Here is an 18,745-nt window from a genome sequence, read left to right as displayed (position 1 = left end):
CGGGCGCGGGCGGACAAGCCGGCTAAGCCAAAGCTAAGACAGCATTGACGGACGGTGATCGCCGCGTTCCAGTCGTGGGTCGGGCCCGCCCGTCAGGTCGCGAGGACGACCGGGGCTCCCACCGTCAGGGGTCCACTGTCGATCGGCACCAGGTGCAGTCCGAAGAGGAGCTTCTGCTGGACGTTGCGGTGTCGGCCGAGAGTGCGCAGCGGTTCCTTCGTGCGTACCCCGGTTTCCTGGTCCGTGGTGGTCACCACGCACCGGTCGCACGGCCCGGCGGCGCGAAACCGCAGGTCACCGATGTGCAGCGGCCGGCCGGCCCAGTCATCCTCGGCCCAGGACGGCGCCCCGTCGACCACCAGGTTGGGTCGGAACCGGGTCATCGGCACCGGTTCCTCCCCCGCCTCGGCGAGCCAGCCGTTGAGGGCGTCGAGGGAGGCGGTGTTGGCCAGCAGCAGCGGGTAGGCGTCGGCGAAGCTGACCTGGTCACCGGTGTCGTGTTCACGGTCCCCGGCGGCCAGGTGGCGGGTCGGCTGACCCAGCCAGACCAGCCGGACCGGTCGGCCGAGCAACGCGCCGAGCCAGTCGTCGGCCGCCGCGCCGGCCGGCAGCGCCGGGACCGGGAGCTTGCGGCTGCGGAAGGTGCGCACCGCGACCGGTGCACCGTCGGCCGGTTCGGGCACGTCGAGGTCGGGCTGCCCGTCGGCGCTCAGCACCAGACCCCCGGGGCGCACTGTGGCGCGCAGGCCGACCAGCCGGGTGGTCTCGCGTTGGGTGACGCCGACGCCGTCGGCGTCCACGACCATCCAGCGTCGGTCGCCGGCCAGGCCCCACGGCTGCACGAACGCGCCGTCGTGGTCGAGCCGGTGGCAACCCTTGACGGGGTACGTGTGAATCGAGGTCAGCCGCACCCGGTCACCATGCCACGCCGATGCCGTCTCCCGGGTACCAGTGGTTGGCGGGGCTCTCCCGGTAGGCGAGGAACCGCCGTCCGGTGCGCTCGGCGTGCTCGGCGAGCACATTGGTGCTGGTGACGTTGTCGGTGAGCAGGATGGCGCCGGGGGCGAGCTTGGGCTCGACGGCGTCGAACTCGCGTTTCTCGTGGGCGCGACTGTGGTCGCTGTCGTGCAGGAAAAGGTCGACCGGGCGGTCCAGTGCGCCGATCGAGGCGATCGAGTCGCCGATCACCAGGTCGACGACCTCCGACCAGGGCTCGCTGGCGGCCAGGTAGCCGGCCTCGGGGTTGATGTCCAGCGACGTGACCCGGCCCGGGTGGCCCTCCTGCGCGTTGCGGAGCAGGGCGGACGCCAGGACGCAGGTGCCGAGTCCCTTGTCGACGCCGGTCTCCACCACGTGTGCGGGGCGGGTGGCCCGGACGATCGCGTACCACCCCACGCGTCGGGCGTAGTGGACGTGTTTGTCGGCGAGACCGCGGCGGGCTGCGGTGGCGGTGGCCTGCTCGATGTGGTGCCGCAGCACGTCGTCGGACTCGATTTCGGCGACGTAGCCACGGACCTGCTTGACCGGGATGTCGCAGACCACGCTGACGAACCAGGCCAGGTGGTGACGGCTGAGCTTTGTCAGCTCGTACGTGTAGTTGTGATGTTCCCGGGAGGCGACCAGCCACCGAGCCGAGATGCGCAGCACCTTGGCATCGTGGCGGGCGACCCGGGCGAGCCGCTTGGGAAATGCGGCGACGGGGGCGAGCGGGGTACGGGCGATGGCCCGGCGCAGCTGCGTGGCGTCCACCGCTGCTTCATACCAGGTTCGGGCGAACGTCTGGGCGGAAAGTTTTTTTGGTCAGGATGTGAAACCGTACGGCCCAGGCGGGGGCACGTGCGCGTAACCCGCAATCAGTAGCATCGCGGCATGCAGTATCGCCAAGAGTACGCGGAGCCCGAGACCCAGTTCCTCGCCGCGCAGCAACCATCGGAGCCGACCAAGCAGGCGCGCAAGAAGCGCCCGCGGTGGCAAAAGGTCGTTTTGATTACCTTCGTGGTCGTTGCGTTGCTCGCTGGTGGTGGCATGGTCGCCGGAGGCCTCTACTTCCGTTCGATCAATTCGGGGATCGAACGGGTCGACGCTTTCGCTGACGTACCAGAGGAGTCCCGGCCCCAGGTCGTCGCGAAGGGCGCCCTGAACATCATGATCCTCGGCAGCGACTCCCGCGATCCGGAGAACAGCTCCGGCTCCCGGACCGACACGATCATCCTGGCCCACCTTCCGAAGGACCGGCAGAGCGCACAGCTCATCTCGATCCCTCGGGACAGCTGGGTCAGTGTGCCGGAGTCGCCGCAGGGCCGGGGTGGTCGAGACGCGAAGATCAACGCGGCGTTCGCGTGGGGTGGCGTTCCGCTCATGGTGCAGACCTTGGAGAAGTTCACCGGCGTCCGCATCGACAACGTGGCGATGGTGGACTTCGCCGGCTTCAAGGAGATCGTGGACGCCCTTGGCGGCATCGACATCACCGTGGAGAAGGGCTTCACGTCGAAGCACTCGTTGAACCCGGACGGCCGGCGGGAGTTCGTCGCGGGCCGGCAGACCATGGACGGCGGCGCGGCACTGGACTACGCCCGTGAACGGTATGCGTTCGCCGAGGGTGACTTCACCCGGATCAAGCACCAGCAGCAGGTCATCAAGGCGATCCTGGACAAGGCCGCCTCCGGTGGCACGCTGGGCAGCCCCACCAAGTTGAACTCTTTCGTCCGGGCCACCGCCGACGCCGTCGCGGTCGACGAGTCGATGTCCCTGGTGGACCTGGCAACTCAGCTGCGACACCTGCGCAGCGGCCAGCTCGCCTTCTACACCTGCCCCACGAAGGGCACCGGTCAAATGGGCAGCGAGAGCGTCGTCCTCGTCGACAAGCCGAAAGCAGAACGTGTCTTCGATGCAATTCGCCGTGACGCGGTTGGGGAGATTGCAGCCGCGACAAAGTAGCCAGCGGAAATCGGCCCTTTCGTCTATAGCGGCCGTCCTGACCTGGTCGTATCCTTCCTTCGCCCTTCGGCTCGATGTGCGAATTCCGAAGGACTAACGGGGGAAAGGTTGACCATGTCGGGTCATTCAACGGCAAGCCGATCAGACGTACCACCTCAATGGTCCGGCGAGCAGGCAGGCCCGGCGCAGCGCCCGGTCGCGCCGGCGCCGAAGACCGCGCCGGCACCTCAGCCGGGCCTGGAAACCACGGCGGTACTGCCATACGCCGGGTCCCGGACGTCGTCTCGGACGCGCTTGCTGCGAGCCTGGATGATGACGGTTCCGATCGACATCGCGGCGCTGCTATTCCCACTGGTGATCTCGCAGAACTATTGGCGCGGCACGCTCGTGAACGCCGGGCTCACCATGGCCATCTTCGCGGCCGGCGGGCTCTACCAGGCCCGCCGGCACGTGAGCATCCTGGACGAGTTGCCGAGCATCGTCGGGCGTCTGCTGGCGTCCGCCGCGGTGGTGGCCATCATCGCTGCGGAACGACACTCCTCGGTCGAGTACGTCGGCGGTTTCATGCGTGGCGTCGCCATCTCCGCGAGTCTGGTGATCGTCGGTCGGGCGCTCAGCCGGGCACTGACCATCCTGGTGCGCAAGCAGCGTTGGGTGGAGCACAACGCCATCATCATCGGCAGCGGCCCGATCGCCCTGGAACTGGCCCGGTTGCTGCGCCGCTACCCGCAGTACGGGCTGCGCTTCGTCGGCTGCGTCGATGTGACCGCGCAGCAGGACCCGGCGTCACTCCCCCTCCTCGGCGGCCTCAACGACCTGGAGAAGCTCGTCCGGGTGCTGAAGTGTGAGGTCCTGGTCATCGCCGACCCCGACTGCCCGGAGTCGGACCTGATGGACACTCTCCTGCTGCCCCAGAGCTCGCGCTGCGACCTGTGGGAGGTGCCGCGCCTGTGGGGGTCCCGCTCGCAGGGCGGATACCCCGACCACATCGGAGCGATCCCCATCGTGAAGGTCGGTGACATCTCGCTCTCCGGTCCGCGTTGGGCGATCAAGCGGGCGTCCGACGTGGTCTTCGCCGGCCTCGCCCTGCTCCTGCTCAGCCCGGTGCTGCTGCTGTGCGCGATCGCGACCCTCATTGACGGCGGGCGGGGAATCTTCTTCTACCAGGAGCGGATCGGCCGGTTCGGGAAGCCCTTCAACGTCGTCAAGTTCCGGTCGATGCGCCCGGTCGACGAGACCGAGTCGCAGACGAACTGGTCGATCGCGAACGACCGGCGGGTCGGCCCGATCGGTCGGTTCATGCGCCGCACCTCGCTGGACGAGCTCCCCCAACTGTGGAACATCCTGCGCGGCGACATGAGCGTGGTCGGGCCGCGCCCGGAGCGGCCGTACTTCGTGGAGAAGTTCTCGGCGGAGTACCCGAACTACGCGATGCGGCACCGTGTTCCGGTGGGCCTCACCGGGCTCGCGCAGGTCAGTGGCCTACGCGGTGACACGCCGATCTCCGACCGGGCGCGGTTCGACAACTACTACATCGAAAACTGGTCGCTCTGGTTGGACTGCAAGGTCGTGCTCCGCACCGTTGCCGAGGTCTTCCGGGGCGGTGGCCGCTGACGACCACGGTCACCGTGAGCTGAGCAGAGGCAGCAGGTGGGCCCGGTAACCGCCCAGGTAGCGATCCGGGTCCCCAGCCAACACATGGGCGAGGGCGGTGCCGAAGACATCCCGGAAGTCCGTTGTCGCCTTGAGGTCGCCGTCGTCCAGGTCGGTCAGGCTCGGCTGCTCTCCATAAAAGCCACCAGCCACTGAGTGGCCGAGTACGAATACCGGCCCGGCCGTGCCGTGGTCGGTGCCGTCGGAGGCGTTGGCCCGGACCCGCCGGCCGAACTCGCTGTAGACCACGACGGTGACCCGGCGGCCGGCCTCGGTGCGCCCCATCCGGTCCACGAAGCCGCTCAGTGCTTCATCCAGGTGCCGCAGTAGCGTCTCCTGCCACACACGCTCGCCAGCGTGGGTGTCGAAGCCGCCAAGACTGGCCGAGTAGACGCGGGTAGGGACCTGGGACTCCACACAGCGGGCGACGAGCGCCAGCTGGGTGGTAAGCGCGTTGTCACCACCCGTTCCGGTGGCCGGGACGCCCTCGCCGCTGTGGTCCTGCTCGTCCGAACCGCTGCCCGCGGACTTCATCACCACGCGGTTCATGGTGATGAGATCCGCGTAGGCGGTTGCGGCCCGTGCCTGCAACTCCGACTCACCGGGCTCGACCTGGCCTAGGGCCGAGACCACATCGGGCGAGATGCCCGGTGGCAGGTTGAGCCCTCGATAGCTCACGCAGGCGCCGATGCGGGACTTGCCCACCAGCATGGGCGGCAGGGCCGGCTCGAAGCTCACGGCCGTCTCGGTGGCAGCCTTCGTCCCGTCAAGCCACCGCCCCACCCAGCCGGTAGGGGCGGGAGTGCCGGGGGACGCCGTCTGCCAGATGTCCATCGACTTGAAGTGGCTCCGGTCCGGCTTCGGGTAGCCGACACCGAGAACGATGGCCAGCTGCTTGGCGTCCCACAGTCGCTTCATCCCCGGCAGCATCGGGTTGAGACCCAGTGTCTGGTCGAGCGGAAGCACCCGCGTCGGCGCGTACGCCAGCTCTGGGCGGGCTCTGTGATAGGCCGGGTCAGCGTATGGGACGACAGTGTTGAGGCCGTCGTTACCGCCATAGAGGGTGACCAGGACGAGCGTTGGCAAGCCAGCCTCGGTATCGCCAGCTTTGGCTTTCTCGGCAGTCCTGAGCAGCTCGTGGAAGCCCAGCACGCCCGCGCCAGCGGCCAAGGCCCCGCCGCCGATCACGCCGGACGAGATGAGAAACCGCCGTCGAGTCAACGCATCCATGTCCACACACCTACTCTGGTCAGGTCACCAGATACTCGGGGCTGACCAGTCCGAGCGTCAGCTTCAATCGGTCGTTGCGGGCGTCGCGCAGCACCGCGTACGTCCGGTTGGTCCATCGATCGACACAGAGCAGGTGCGCGACGGCCTCGGGTGTCAAAGGGCCGGGCCGTACGAGATCGACGAGCATTCCGGCGATCGTCAGCCGCACCTGGGCTGCGGCCGAGGTGAGCCAGGCCGCACCTGCCGGCCAGCCGCCGACACTGGGCGGGGCGAACGGCCGCTGTCCCAGCGCCTCCATCCCCCAGTAGATCTGTGTAAACAACTGGTCGGGCATGGCGGCGGGCCGGAGCCCCAGGTGACGCATGGCGCCGACGAGCCACTCGACCGGCTGCTGGACCAACGTGCCGCGGGTCTCCTGGAATGCCTCGTCGGCGAAGAGCACCTTCAGCATCGCCATCGGCGCCGGGAACGCGGCCGCCATCGCCTCCCGGGTGCGTTCCGGGATGGGCTGGGTGGTGGAGGCGTACCGGAACCACAGCCGGGAGGCGATGAACCGCCTACAGGTCGGGTGCCGGAGCAGAAGGTCGACAAGGCTGTTGGCATCAAAGTTCGACGTTGTGCCGAGGATCGTCTTGCGGCCGGTGTCGCGGTGTTGGGGATCGGAAACCGGTGTCTCACGGTCAAGGATGACCCGCCAACCCGCCAACGCGCGACCGGCCTCCTTGATGTCTCGTTCGGTGTATTGCCCGACACCGAGCATGAACAACTCGAACAGCTCTCGGGCGAGGTTCTCGTTCGGCGCTGCCTTTTTGTTGTGCTGCCCGTCCAGCCAGTAGACCAGCGCCCGGTCGAGCACCATCCGGTGCGCCAGGTCACCGAAGTCGCGCGCCTCCCGGAACGCCCGCAGCTGCCCGAGCATGAGCTGAGGGCTGCGGACCTTCGCCACCGAGGTCGCCCAGTGACCGTGCCAGAAGAACACCAGCTTTTCGGCCGCCTGGTGGTCGGCCACAGTCATCCGGTCGAGCCACCAACGTGCCAGCGAGATGGTCTGCTCCGTGCGACGCCGGTCACCCTGGGCCCGTTGGGCATCGGTGGCCTGAGGCAGGAGCGTGAACGGATCGGGCCCCAGATTGGGCACCGGTGCGCTGGTCGCGCCGACATCCGGGCCGGTTGGAGCAACCACTCCGGATAATGTCGATGCGTAACCCAGCCGACGCGCGGCACCTACCTCCGCCGCGGTAGGACCGAAACCGGCCCGCCGAAGCAGGAGGAGGATGTCGTCGGTCATGGGTCCACAGTAAGGGAGCACCGGTGTTCCCCGCAGACGGGGCGAATCCGGTCCCTCGTCGACACAAACTGACCGAAGAGCCAATTCATCCGCGTTACTCGGACCCCCATCTACGCCCAAATTCCCACATACAGTGCGGGCTTTCGTGCTCTGCAATGACAGTCGCCCGGCCGCGCGTCTGACCACCATTGACAGGAGGGCCGGCGTTGAGGTCTATTAACCCGGGCTTGACGGGCAGCCCTCGCTGCCGCCCGTCTGCTGGCGCGCCCGGCACAGCCCCGTTGGGCTGGCGAAGCGCGCCCAACCGAACGGGGATCGAGAGGCAACGGGGGTGCGTCCCGTCATGCACGCACCACCGCTGCCGCGCGGTCTGCACACCTGCGGCCGCAGCGCGATGAAGTGGCCGGACGAATCCGGAAGAGACACGTGACGACACCACCTTCGCCCCCGGACCCCCTCTCCGGAGCCGGGTCGGCAGCACCGACGATTCTGGTCCTGGGCACCGCCGAGTGGAACTCTCCGATTGCCACGAACCAGCACTACGTCGTACGGGAACTGGCCCGTGACTCCGACACCTACTTCGTGGAGTCCCTAGGTCTGCGGCGGGTACGCCTCGACGCGAAGGACGTCACCCGTATCGCGAAGCGGCTGCGGCACTCGGTTGTCGGCCACGAGAAGACGGCTACCTACCGCTCCATTCCTGACCGGGTCACGGTCATCTCGCCACTGATCGTGCCGATTCACCAGGCACCGACGCGGCTGCCGAACCGGCTGCTGCTGGAGCGGGCCGTGGCTGAATGGCGGCGCAGCCCGGGTCCGCGGATCCTCTGGACCTTCACGCCTGTCACGTACGGCCTCGAGCAGTACGCGGACTACACCCTCTACCACTGCGTCGACATCTTCCAGGCCTTCCCCGGCATCGACGTCTCGGCCGTGTCCGCTGGTGAGCGGAGCCTGGCGAACCGGGCCGACCTGACGATCGGCACCAGCGGGGCCGTCACCGCCCACCTGAACGACGTCGGGTTCACCGAGATCCTCACCCTGCCGAACGTCGCAGAGGTCGATGTCTTCGCAGCCGGGAGCCGGCCTGCGGCCCAGCGACGGCCCGCCGCGCTGTTCGCGGGGAACCTCACGCCGCACAAGCTGGACTTCGAGCTGCTTCGCACGCTGGCTACCGCGCTTCAGGGCCACGGAGAGCTTCTCCTCGCCGGCCCGATAGCGGCCGGTGGGGGCGGCTTCGACCGCGAACTGGCCGAGCTCGAACGACTCGGTGCCCGATATCTGGGAATGCTCCCGCTCGACGAACTCGCCGCCGCGGCGGGCACCTGCAGCGTCGGGCTGATCCCGTACTCGCTGAACGACTACACCGCCGGTGTCAGCCCGCTCAAGTGCTACGAATACCTCTCCTCCGGTCTCAACGTGATCAGCACCGCGATCCCAGATGTCGTGCAGGCGGCTCGGGCGACCGAGCACATCACCGCCGCGACCTCTGTCGACGACTTCGTCAAGCACGTGCTGGCCGCGATCCGACCCGCTTCGGACGACGTCCTCGCGGCTCGCGTCAAGTACGCCAGCGACTTCGGCTGGAGCTCCCGGGGCGGTCTCCTGCGCGACATCGCGAACCGGATGCCACGGCGTGCCGGTGAGGTGGTGACGCGGCCGGCGGGCGACGCCGGAAGGCCCCGTGGCTAGGGTCCGCGCTGCCGGCGCCTGGGCGATCGCGATCGGAGCGACGCCCTGGGCTGCGGCGTGCCTCGTGCTCTTCCTCGCCGTGCCGCAGTTCTACCTGTTGCCCAAGGGCAGCACCGACGTCGCCGCGTCAACGGTGGTCACGATTCTGCTGGTGCCGGGAGTGCTGCTGGCGGCCTGGCGCGGCTCGGGTGCCGACCTGCTACGCCTCGGTCTGTTCCGCGTCCTGATCGCCCTGCTCGTGGTACGGCTGCTCGCACTGGCCTGGTCGCCGGACCCGCGGGGCGGCCTGCCACTGATCACGCTGCTCGGCCAGTTCATCGTCACGCTGATGCTGATGCTCCAGGCCCTTCGCCAGGATCCGGGCCTGCTGCGCCGGATCGAACGCTGGTACTGGCCCTGGATCGTGGCCGAGGCAGTGCTCGTACTCGTCTTCCGGGTCCTACCCGGCGTGGAGGACGCGTTCCTGCGGTCGATCGCCGGGATCGTCAGCGGACAGAACACCGCCGCTGCCCTCTTTGCCGGAAGTCCGAACAACGTCTTCGACGAGGCAAAGTCCGGCGGGGTGTTCGTCAACGCGAACGTCGCCGGGTTGTTCCTCGGTGTGAACGCGGTCGCCGCCTTCGCCGTCGCGACGATCACCGGAAGCCGCTGGACGCGGGTGGTGGGCTTTGTCGCGCTGGCGGCGGTGCCGGTCACCGGCTCCAAATCGGCCACGCTCCTCGCGATCGCCCTACCCGCGGCCGTACTCGCCGTCCAGCGTCTCACCCGGGCACGACGGACGGCCGAGTCCGGCCTGCCCCCGCACGGCAGCCACCGCCGTGCACCGAGAACTGCCCGCCGCCGACTGCCGGTCTGGCTCGCCGGTGTGGGTCTGGTCGGCGTCGTCGTGGGCGTGATACTCGCCGTCGAGCTCGGCTTCGCCCAGGCGCTGGCCAAGTCCTTCGGCGACCGGACGGCCATCTGGGGCTTCGGTGCCGAGGCGTTCCTGCGGGATCCGCTCCTCGGCCTCGGTTACGGTGGCTGGGACGCCGGCTTTGGGGCGTACGCGCGAGAGCACGGCATCTACCGCAGTTTTCCACCGCACAACGTCCTGCTGGCGGCATGGGCAGCGACAGGTCTGGCCGGGCTGGTGCTGACCGCCGTGTTCTTCACCCTCGCACTGCGGCTCGCAGTCCGGGCCGCGATGGCGGGCTCGGGCAAGCATCGGACCTTCGCGCTCTGGACCACCGCCGCGATCGCGTGGACGCTGATCCACGGCCTGGGCGACAACACCGAGATCTTCGGCGACATCCACCTCATTCCTATTCTTTCGCTGCTGGTCGCCTACCTAATCGTGGCCGACCGCAAGGAGTCGAACGACCATGCAACTGCCCACCGTCGGGATTCTGCGACATCAACAGTTCCTGCCGTCGGAGACGTTCATCCCGAACCAGGCCCTGGCGATGCGCAATTTCCGGCCGTTGTTCGTGGGCCGCGACCCGGTCCCGATCCGGCCGGGAACCGAGTCGGTTAGCGTCGCCGAGTTCGGCAGGCCCGCGGTTCTGTCGTACACGTTGACCCGCCGCTCGGAAGCATTGGTTGGCGCTCTCGCGAAGCGTGAGACCACACTGCTGCACGCCCACTTCGGCGTCGAGGGTGTGTACGCCGTTCCCACCGCGAAAGCGCTGGGAGTGCCGCTGGTCACGACACTGCACGGCTTCGACGTGACGGTCAGTCGGACGAAGATGGTGACCTCAAAGAAGCCATCGTGGTTGAACTACGTCACCTGGCGGCACTCTCTCTTCGCGGAGGGCGCCGTGTTCATCTGCGTGTCCGAGCACATCCGACGACGCGCGGTGGAATGGGGGTACCCCGCCGAGCGGTGCCACGTCCTGCCCATCGGCGTGGACGTCGATGCCATTCAGCCCGCCGCTCCCGTCGAGACACCCCGGATCTTGCACGTTGCCCGGCTCGTCGAGAAGAAGGGAACGCAGTACCTGCTGCGGGCATTCGCCGAGGTGCGCAAGGCTGTTCCCGCCGCCGAACTGGTGCTCATCGGGGAGGGTCCGCTGCGCGATTCCCTCGGTTCACTCGCCCGGGAACTCGGGGTTGAGGCAGGCGTGCGTTTCCTGGGTGCACAGAAGCACAGCGACACCCTCCGATGGCTGGGCCAGTCGACGCTGCTCTGCCTGCCGAGCGTGACGGCTCAGGACGGTGACCAGGAAGGGCTGGGGATGGTCCTTCTTGAGGCGGCCGCTTCGGGCAAGCCGGTGGTTGGTACGCACCACGGTGGCATCCCCGAGGCGGTGACGGACGGAGCAAACGGCTTCCTGGTGCCTGAACGAGACGTCGACGCGCTCGCGGACCGGCTGATTGAACTGCTACGTGACCAGAACCTCTGTGACCGGTTCGGCAAAATCGGGCGACAGACCGTCGAAGACCGGTTCAACCTGAGCCGGCAGACCGGCAAGCTCGAATCGTTGTACGGGGGCCTACTGTGATCGAGTCGATCCTCATCCATTCCCGGTCGACGCCCCATCACCACACCGGCGGCATGGAGACGCTCGCGTGGCGGCTGGCCGCCGAGTGGGCGCTGCACGTGCCGCGGGTGCAGATAGTCACCACGGCCATCCCGGGCCGCTCTGGGACCTTCACCGAGGACGGCGTCGAAGTGACGCCGTTGGCGGGCACCCGACCTGGTCGTTACTCCCACGCCTGGTGGGAGGAGTCCCGGGCGCACTGGGTCGCGACCCGGACGGCGCCGAGCGTGGTGTTCTCGGTGAGCGCTGGCTCCTACTCGGCGATTCGGGAGCGGGCCCTGCACCCTCGAACGCCGTTCGTGCTTCAGGTGCACGGCACGTCCGCCATGGAACTCGGGTCCAAGCTGCGGGCGCCGACGGCACGGTCTCTGGCCGGCACGCCGAAAAATGCCTTCTCCCTGGTCCGCGACCTGGCCCGCTACCGGGACTTCGACCGCCTCGTCGCAGTTGGCGAAAACGTTGTGGAGTCGCTGACCGCCGCCCCGCAGAACTGGTCCGCGACGCCGGGCAAGGTGCGCCTGATTCCCAATGGTGTCCGGGCTGAGGACCACGCGTTCGACAGCGCCGCCCGCGGTCGGATCCGACGCGAACTGGGAATCGAAGAAGAGACCGTGGTGGTCGGGTGCGTCGGCCGTCTGCATGTGCAGAAGCGGGTTGATCGGGCCCTGCAGGCGGCGGCGATCCTGCGCGACCGCGGCCTCGGCGGCAGGTTCCGGTTCGTGGTCGTCGGAGACGGCCCGGACGAGGGGCGGCTACGCGGCCTGGTTCGCAAGCTGCAACTGGAGGAGATGGTCCGGTTCACCGGACGGGTCGACGCTGACGCGGTGCGGGACTACTACTCCGCCGCCGACGTGTCACTGCTCACCACGGCACGTCTGGAAGGGCTTCCGATGGCCGTTCTGGAGGCGTTGGCGTCCGGCCTGCCGTGCGTCGTGACCGCCGGGTCGATCCGATCGGAGGCGTTGAGCCGAGTGCTGCACGAGGTTGACACGCCGGACTCCGACGCCCTCGCCGACGTGGTGCAGAAGGTGACCGCGGAACGGGGGCCGCGCGCCAATCTGCTGCCCCCCGCTTTCCTCCTCGACCATTGCGCACGGGACTACCTGGCCGACTTTGCGCATCTGATCACACAGCGCCAGGCCTGAAATGGGCAAGGTCTTCTTCCGTCTGGTTCTCGGCGGCATCGCCGGCAAGATCCTCGGCTTGCTCCGCGAGGTCCTGCTGGCTGCGCTTTTCGGGGCTGGACGGGTGGTGGCGGCGAACCGCATCGCACTGACGGCGACCTTGATCCCCATCAACTTCTTCACCGCCGACGCGCTCTCCGCGGGGTTCCTACCGCTGTATGTGCAGTACCGCCAAGAGCGGCCTTCGATGGCTCAGGCGCTCTACCGCGCCGTGCACCTGCTGTTGGCTGCCTTCTCCGTGGTCCTGGCCGTGGCACTCATCTTCGGTCAGAACCTGTGGGTAGGGCTTCTCGGACCAGGACTCGACCCACACACGGCGGAGATCGCCGCGACCATGCTCGGCATCGCCGCGCTGGGTGTGCCGTTCTACGTCCTGTACAACCTGTACACCCTGGTCGGCCTTGCGAACGACGACGTCAGACTGATCAACCTTCGCCCCTCGTGCCAGAGCATCGGGCTGATCCTCGCTACGGTGATCGCCTGGATGACCGGGCACGTGTCCGTGCTGGCATGGGGTTTCACCCTTCCGTACATCGTGCTGTGGTGTGTGGGCGCCTACTGGCTCCGACGCCGGGGCTATCTACGCGAGGGGGACGAGTCGGGTCCCCGCCGCCCGGACCGGGCCGCCACGAAGCTGGCCCTCCGGATGTTCTGGCGACGGCTGCGACCGCTGCTGCTGATCCCCGTGATCCTTCAGGGGTCGATCGGTGTCGAGCGGGCCGTCGGCTCACTGCTTGGTGTGGAGGTGGTGGCGGCCACCGAGTACGCGCGTTTCGTGGTCGACTCGGTCATGGCCCTGCTCGCCGCGCCGCTGGGCCTGGCCGGCCTGGCTTCGTTTGCCCGGATGAAGGCCCATGAGGTGGGCGGTGGACTCCGCCGCCTGATCCCGCCGGTGATCCTGGTGGCCATCCCTCTCGCCCTGATCCTCTCGCTGAACAGCAGAGGGATCGTCACCCTTCTGTACGCCCGAGGTGAGTTCGACAACCGCGCGGTGGACGTCTCGTCGGTGCTGCTGCTGGGCTTCGCGCTCGGGATCTGGGCGCACGTGCTCGGTTACACCTTCGTCAAGGTGCTGAACGCACGGGGAGCCAACTTCAAGGTCGCGATCGTGATGGCGATCTCCTTCGGCATTCCCATCGCCTTCAACCTGCTGCTGTACAAGCACTGGGGAGCTTTCACGATCGGTGCCGCTTCCTCGCTCAGTGGCGTTCTGATGTTCCTCATCTCGGCTCGGTTGCTGTCGGTGCTGGGCTTCAGCATGCGCCTGCTCGCCATTGCGCTGCCCGGCGCCGCTGCCGCCGCTGCGGCCGGGTACCTGCTGGCCGGCTCCGGGCTGCTGCGTCTCATCGCGTCCTGCGTGGCCATCCTGCTGGTCTGGGTCGGTTACGTGGCGGCCGTACCTCAGCTTCGGCGTACGTTCCTGTCGTTTGTCCTGAAGAAGCTCGGTCGCGGTGCTGACGAGACTCCGCAGGACGACCTCGTGGCAATCAAGTGAGGAACCCATGTCTGTGCACACCGGTCTGGTGACCGGCATGGACGGTTCGCCGGACCGCCCGGCCCCGCCGCCCGCAGCAGCTCCCCGCGAAACGACCTCCGGACCGTCACGCCACCCTCGCGGCGACCGCCTCTACATCCTCGATCTGCTGCGCTTCTGCGCTGCTCTCGCGGTGCTCGGCTTCCACGTGTTCGTCGACAACGACAACCGTGGAGCCTGGGGCAGGAGCGCCGTCGAGATCTTCGGGGAGCCCACTGTCGCGGTGTTCCGGTACGGCTGGATGGGCGTGGAGTTCTTCTTCGTCATCAGTGGGTTCGTCATCTGCATGAGCTGCTGGGGCAGGTCCGTCGCCGACTTCGCCGTCTCGCGGGTGACCCGTCTCATGCCCGCATACGTCTTCGCGGTGTTGGCGACCTCGGCAGCCCTCACGCTGTGGCCGCTTGAGACCGGTCCACCGCAGCCCTCACACGTCCTCATCAACGCGACGATGCTGCAGACCTTCCTCGGCATACCCAACATCGACTCGGTCTACTGGACCCTGTTCGTCGAGCTGAAGTTCTACCTTCTCTTCGCTGTCGTCGTGTGGTTCGGGCTGACCTACAAGCGGGTTGTGCTCTTCTGCGTGCTGTGGCTGACCGCCGCTCTGTACGCGGAGTATTCGCAGGTAAAGCCACTGATCCAGTTCGTCGAGGCGGGCTTCGCCCCGTACTTCGTCGCCGGCATCGCGCTATATCTGATCTACCGATTCGGCCCGAATCCGGTTGCCTGGGGAATCCTCGGCACGTCGATGGTGATCGGCGTGATCACGTTGGGACGCCGGGTGGAGGGACAGAACGCGGACAGGCCCGTCGTCTCGTTCGAGGTCGCGCTGCCCATCATGTTCCTCTTCTTCGCGCTGATGGTGGCGGTGGCGCTGGGCTGGTCCTCCTGGTTCAGGTGGCGTGGTCTGACCGTCATCGGGGCGCTCACGTACCCGGTGTACCTGCTGCACATGCAGTTCAGCAGGATCGCCGTCAGCCGGCTCCACGACTCAGTGTCGCCGTGGCTGCTGGTGGCCTGCCTCGTGGCGGGCGTGCTCCTGGTCGCGTACCTGACGAACCGGTTCGTGGAGCGGCCACTCGCCAAGGTGCTCCGCCGGCAACTGCGGAAGGGCTTCGCGGAGATCAGCGCGCAATCGGCGAGCGGCAACATGACCTCCAGCGAACCCCGGACGGCAAACAGTGACCAATACGGCGATTCGGTTCGGTCGGACGCCGGAAGTCCCCGTGGCATGAGGAGCAACCAGTGGTAGACAACCTTCCCGGCATCCCCCAAGCTGGGGCCACGCGTCCGCTCGACGCGTTGGCGAGCGCCCGGGTTGCGCTCGTCCACGAATGGTTCGGCGCCACCGGCGGCTCGGAGAACGTCTTCCGGCAAATCAGCAACCTGCTGCCTGATGCGGAGCGTTTCGTGCTCTGGAAGGACCATGACGCCGTCGAGCCCAACCTGCGCGAGTCGTGGATGGCGCACACGCCGCTGCGCCGGACGAAGGCCGGGGCGCTGCCGTTGATGCCCCTGGTGTGGCGGACTCTCAGCCAGGAGCGGTTCGACCTGGTGATCTCGTCCAGCCACGCGTTCGCTCACACCGTCCGACTTGGGTCATCTGAGGAGACCCGGTACCTCAGCTACGTGCACTCGCCCGCGCGATACATCTGGAGCCCGAACTTCGACGGTCGGGGCTCGAACCCCATGCTGACGCTGCCGAGGCGCGTACTGCAGACCGCCGACGTCCGCCTCAGCCGTCACGTGAACGGTTACGCCGCGAACTCGGAGGAGGTGCGGGCCCGCATCGCCCGTTACTGGAAGCGAGACGCGGTCGTCATCAACCCTCCGGTGGACGTTGACTACTTCGCGGCCGCGCCCGCGGCAGATCAGAGCCAGCCGCGCGAGTATCTGCTCGGTGTGGGGCGGTGGATCCCGTACAAGAACTTCGACCTGATCATCCAGATCGCCGAGGCGGCCGGCCTGCCGGTAGTGATCGCCGGCTCCGGTCCGGAAGAGACCGCGCTGCGACGTGCCGCCGAGCGGGTCCGGGTGCCGGTGACGTTCGAGGTGCGGCCTTCGAAGGAGCGTCTGCGCCAGCTCTACTGGGGTGCGCGGGCGCTGCTGTTTCCGGTCCACGAGGACTTCGGCATCATCCCGGTCGAGGCTCAAGCCTGCGGGACCCCGGTGGTGGGTCTGCGCCGCGGTGGTCTGCTGGAAACCGTCGTCGACGGGGAGACCGGGTTCCTCATCGACTCCCAGGACCCGAACAGCTTCGTGCCGCTGGTCCACCGACTGTCGGAGCTGTCGCAGGACCGAGTCCGGTCACACGCCAACGGGTTCTCCGAACAGCAGTTCGCGGCGCGGATGACGGCCTGGATCGCAGACGCCGGGCTCTGAGCCGCACCGGCGCGGATGTGCGTGCGAGGCACGCACATCCGCGCGAGTTCAGAAGACGAGGACGTCCCTCAGGTAGGTGGCGATCCGGCGCAGCTGGTTCGCCTCCTGCATCGGACCGGTCAACCGCAGAACGATCTGCCGGTCGGTGACGCCATCCGGGCCGCCCCGATAGTAGGCGACAACGATCAGACCGTGTCGCTGCTCGCCGTCAGCGTTGATGAGTGCCTCGCCGTAGGTGGCGGACTGGCCGCTGCGAATCCACCGAGTGCCCCAAGCCTCCTCGGCCATCCGCATGGCGGTCTGGCGTCGCTCGTCGCACGGCTGAGGGCAGTTCCGGACAATCAGCTCACCGCCCATTGTCGACTCTCCAGAGGCCGACCGGCCGCAGTTGTACTTGGCGAAGCCCTCGGCCTTCCCGGCGAGTGTGCAGGTCCAGTCCATCGGAACCTTGACCGGGAAGGCGAGCCCTTCGAGGTTGGCGAGCGTGCGCACGTTGTCCCGCTCGGTGAACCTCGGCCACTGGGTCGGCCACTTGCCGCCCTGAGGCGGCTCGGTGCCGGGTGACTGCGGTGGCGCGGCGGGCATCGGCGGCGGCGCGGCGCTGGTGCTGGCGGTGACGTCGGTGGGCTTGTCGTCCGAGCCCTTCCAGACTGCCAGCCCGCCGGCGCCCGCCAGCACCAGGACCAGCGCGGCGATGCCGATCCAGAGGCCGGTCCGCCGAGGCGGCCGCGCGGATGGGGTGATGCGGCGCACCGGTGCGACGAACGCGTCGCCGCCCGGCCCGCTCGTCGGGATGGGGACCGCTGGTGGCGACGAGGTCACCGCGGCCGGAGAGGCGGGTACACCGGAGATGGGGTGCTGGGAGGCGGAGACCAGTTGGCTCGGGATCGGAGCGGCCTGCACCGCCCACGGGGCCGGCGGCCCACCGGAGACGGGTTGCGGCGGGGCCGACACCGGAGGTGCGGAGACCGAGGGGGGCGCGGACACCGACGGTGGGGCGGAGGTCGGTGGGGCTGTCGTCGGGGCGGGGGTGTAGTCGACGCCGAGGGCCCGGAACAGCTTTTCCGCGCCGGGGCCGACGTCCGCCGAGTAGGCCACCCAGGGCGCGGCGGCGGAGAAGTCGGCGTACGTGTAGGGCGTCGGGTCGGCCGACTGGGCCAACAGGTCGGCAGCCCCGGAGAACGCCTCGCGCCACCCGGCCGTGGCGGCAACGGTGGCGTCGAGCACCGCCACCGTGACGAATCGGCCCTGCTCGTCGATCGCGGCCCATGCCTTCCCCACTGGAGACCCGCCGAGCGCGTGGGTGAACCTGTAGGGGCCTTCCGGCTGCATGCGCACTCCTCCGTTGAACCGCCGTGCGGATAGTACCGACCGCCGTCCAGCCTGACCGGCCCCGGTTGGCACGCTTCGATGAGCGAGCCACTGCTTGCTTCGTGAAAGTTTCTATGCATAGAGTCAGCTCATGAATGAAGGAGCTGTCGAGGCACCCGCTGACCGGGTGCTCGACCTGTTCCAAGGGGTGCGCCTCACCCCCACCCAGCGCCGGATCGCGCACTGCCTCGTGCAGCACGCCCCCGCCGTGGCGTACCTGTCCGCCGCCGAGGTCGCCGATCTCGCCGGGGTCAGCCAGCCGTCGGTCACCCGGTTCGCCGTCGCGCTCGGCCACGACGGCTACCCCGCGCTGCGCCGCCGGCTGCGCGACCTCACCATCGCAACGCCGGCCGGATCGGCGGACAGTGGAAACGAACTCCAGCAGGCGGTACGCGCGGAGATGGGCAACCTGGACCGGCTGGCCGCTCAGCTCGCCGACCGGGACCGGATCGCCGAGACCGGGCGACTGCTCGCCGAGAGTCGGCCGCTGCCGGTGCTCGGCCTACGCGCCGCCGCGCCACTTGCCGCGTACTTCGCCTACTTCGCGGCCAAGGTGCACCCGGACGTACGGGTCCTCGACGACGGCGGCAGCCTGCTCACCGACCGCCTGGAGCAGGCCGCCGAGGCAGGCGCGTCCGCCGTGCTCGCCTTCGTGCTGCCCCGCTACCCACGGGAGACCCTGGACGCGCTGCGCGACGCCCGCGCCGCCGGGCTGACCGTGGTGGCGATCACCGACTCGCCGGTCAGCCCGGCCACCGAGCACGCCGACGTGGTGCTCGCCGCGGCTGTCGGCGCGCAGCTCGTCTTCGACCTGCACACCGCACCGATGACCCTGGCCATGGTGCTGTTGCAGGCGATCTGCGACGCCGCGCCGGCCGACACCCAGCGCCGACTGGAGGCGTTCGAAGCCTCCGCGGCCCGCCGACAGTTGTTCCTCGGTTGACCGGAGGAGATC

The 18,745-nt window shown here is 68.4% G+C and carries 15 protein-coding genes; 10 read left to right on the top strand and 5 right to left on the bottom strand.

The window, feature by feature from the left end; all coding sequences use genetic code 11:
* Positions 1–92: 92 nt before the first annotated feature.
* Positions 93–911 carry an MOSC domain-containing protein gene (locus CLT68_RS12300; protein WP_099850961.1) on the bottom strand — a complete coding sequence of 273 codons (819 nt, stop codon included), beginning with the start codon at positions 909–911 and terminating at the stop codon, positions 93–95.
* Positions 912–915: 4 nt separating this feature from the next.
* A complete protein-coding gene (locus CLT68_RS12295; protein WP_099850960.1) occupies positions 916–1,749 on the bottom strand; it encodes a class I SAM-dependent methyltransferase in 834 nt (277 codons plus the stop codon).
* A gap of 120 nt (positions 1,750–1,869) precedes the next feature.
* Between CLT68_RS12295 and CLT68_RS12290 the strand changes: the two genes are divergently transcribed.
* Together CLT68_RS12290 and CLT68_RS12285 are read left to right on the top strand one after the other, a co-directional pair.
* Positions 1,870–2,937: an LCP family protein gene (locus CLT68_RS12290; protein WP_099850958.1), complete on the top strand. Its 1,068-nt coding sequence runs from the start codon at positions 1,870–1,872 to the stop codon at positions 2,935–2,937.
* A 309-nt stretch (positions 2,938–3,246) separates the two neighbouring features.
* Positions 3,247–4,551, top strand: coding sequence for a sugar transferase (locus CLT68_RS12285; RefSeq protein ID WP_199177035.1), 1,305 nt, complete (start codon positions 3,247–3,249; stop codon positions 4,549–4,551).
* A gap of 9 nt (positions 4,552–4,560) precedes the next feature.
* Here the strand turns inward: CLT68_RS12285 and CLT68_RS12280 are convergent, their stop codons facing one another.
* On the bottom strand, positions 4,561–5,676 hold the full coding sequence (locus tag CLT68_RS12280; protein WP_486482150.1) for a DUF1501 domain-containing protein: 1,116 nt from the start codon (positions 5,674–5,676) through the stop codon (positions 4,561–4,563).
* 163 nt (positions 5,677–5,839) lie between these two features.
* The gene (locus CLT68_RS12275) at positions 5,840–7,108 is read right to left on the bottom strand and encodes a DUF1800 family protein (protein WP_099850954.1); all 1,269 of its coding nucleotides are present in this window, start codon (positions 7,106–7,108) and stop codon (positions 5,840–5,842) included.
* Positions 7,109–7,534: 426 nt separating this feature from the next.
* On the opposite strand from CLT68_RS12275, the gene CLT68_RS12270 reads away from it, so the two are divergent.
* Genes CLT68_RS12270 through CLT68_RS12240 form a run of 7 tightly spaced genes read left to right on the top strand, consistent with a single transcriptional unit; the run spans position 7,535 to position 16,419 of the window.
* Positions 7,535–8,800 (top strand): glycosyl transferase family 1, encoded by a 1,266-nt coding sequence (locus CLT68_RS12270; protein WP_199177034.1) that lies wholly within the window; start codon positions 7,535–7,537, stop codon positions 8,798–8,800.
* On the top strand, positions 8,793–10,313 hold the full coding sequence (locus tag CLT68_RS33765) for an O-antigen ligase family protein (RefSeq protein ID WP_143743175.1): 1,521 nt from the start codon (positions 8,793–8,795) through the stop codon (positions 10,311–10,313). Before CLT68_RS12270 ends, CLT68_RS33765 begins: the two co-directional genes overlap by 8 nt.
* Positions 10,243–11,280, top strand: coding sequence for a glycosyltransferase (locus CLT68_RS12260; protein ID WP_486482427.1), 1,038 nt, complete (start codon positions 10,243–10,245; stop codon positions 11,278–11,280). Before CLT68_RS33765 ends, CLT68_RS12260 begins: the two co-directional genes overlap by 71 nt.
* A 53-nt stretch (positions 11,281–11,333) precedes the next feature.
* On the top strand, positions 11,334–12,464 hold the full coding sequence (locus CLT68_RS12255) for a glycosyltransferase family 4 protein (RefSeq protein WP_143743174.1): 1,131 nt from the start codon (positions 11,334–11,336) through the stop codon (positions 12,462–12,464).
* Between the two features lies 1 nt (position 12,465).
* Positions 12,466–13,998, top strand: coding sequence for a lipid II flippase MurJ (locus CLT68_RS12250; RefSeq protein ID WP_099850948.1), 1,533 nt, complete (start codon positions 12,466–12,468; stop codon positions 13,996–13,998).
* Between the two features lie 7 nt (positions 13,999–14,005).
* The gene (locus tag CLT68_RS12245; protein WP_099850946.1) at positions 14,006–15,289 is read left to right on the top strand and encodes an acyltransferase family protein; all 1,284 of its coding nucleotides are present in this window, start codon (positions 14,006–14,008) and stop codon (positions 15,287–15,289) included.
* Positions 15,283–16,419 (top strand): glycosyltransferase, encoded by a 1,137-nt coding sequence (locus tag CLT68_RS12240; protein WP_486482149.1) that lies wholly within the window; start codon positions 15,283–15,285, stop codon positions 16,417–16,419. The genes CLT68_RS12245 and CLT68_RS12240 overlap by 7 nt, the downstream gene beginning before the upstream one ends.
* Positions 16,420–16,467: 48 nt before the next feature.
* Here the strand turns inward: CLT68_RS12240 and CLT68_RS12235 are convergent, their stop codons facing one another.
* Positions 16,468–17,751 carry a hypothetical protein gene (locus tag CLT68_RS12235; RefSeq protein WP_143743173.1) on the bottom strand — a complete coding sequence of 428 codons (1,284 nt, stop codon included), beginning with the start codon at positions 17,749–17,751 and terminating at the stop codon, positions 16,468–16,470.
* A 130-nt stretch (positions 17,752–17,881) separates the two neighbouring features.
* Here CLT68_RS12235 and CLT68_RS12230 point away from each other — a divergent pair, with 130 nt between their 5' ends.
* Positions 17,882–18,733: a MurR/RpiR family transcriptional regulator gene (locus tag CLT68_RS12230; RefSeq protein ID WP_099850943.1), complete on the top strand. Its 852-nt coding sequence runs from the start codon at positions 17,882–17,884 to the stop codon at positions 18,731–18,733.
* Positions 18,734–18,745 lie beyond the last annotated feature (12 nt).

The organism is Micromonospora sp. CNZ299 (genome assembly GCF_002754415.1).
This window is presented reverse-complemented; position numbering and strand designations above follow the sequence as displayed.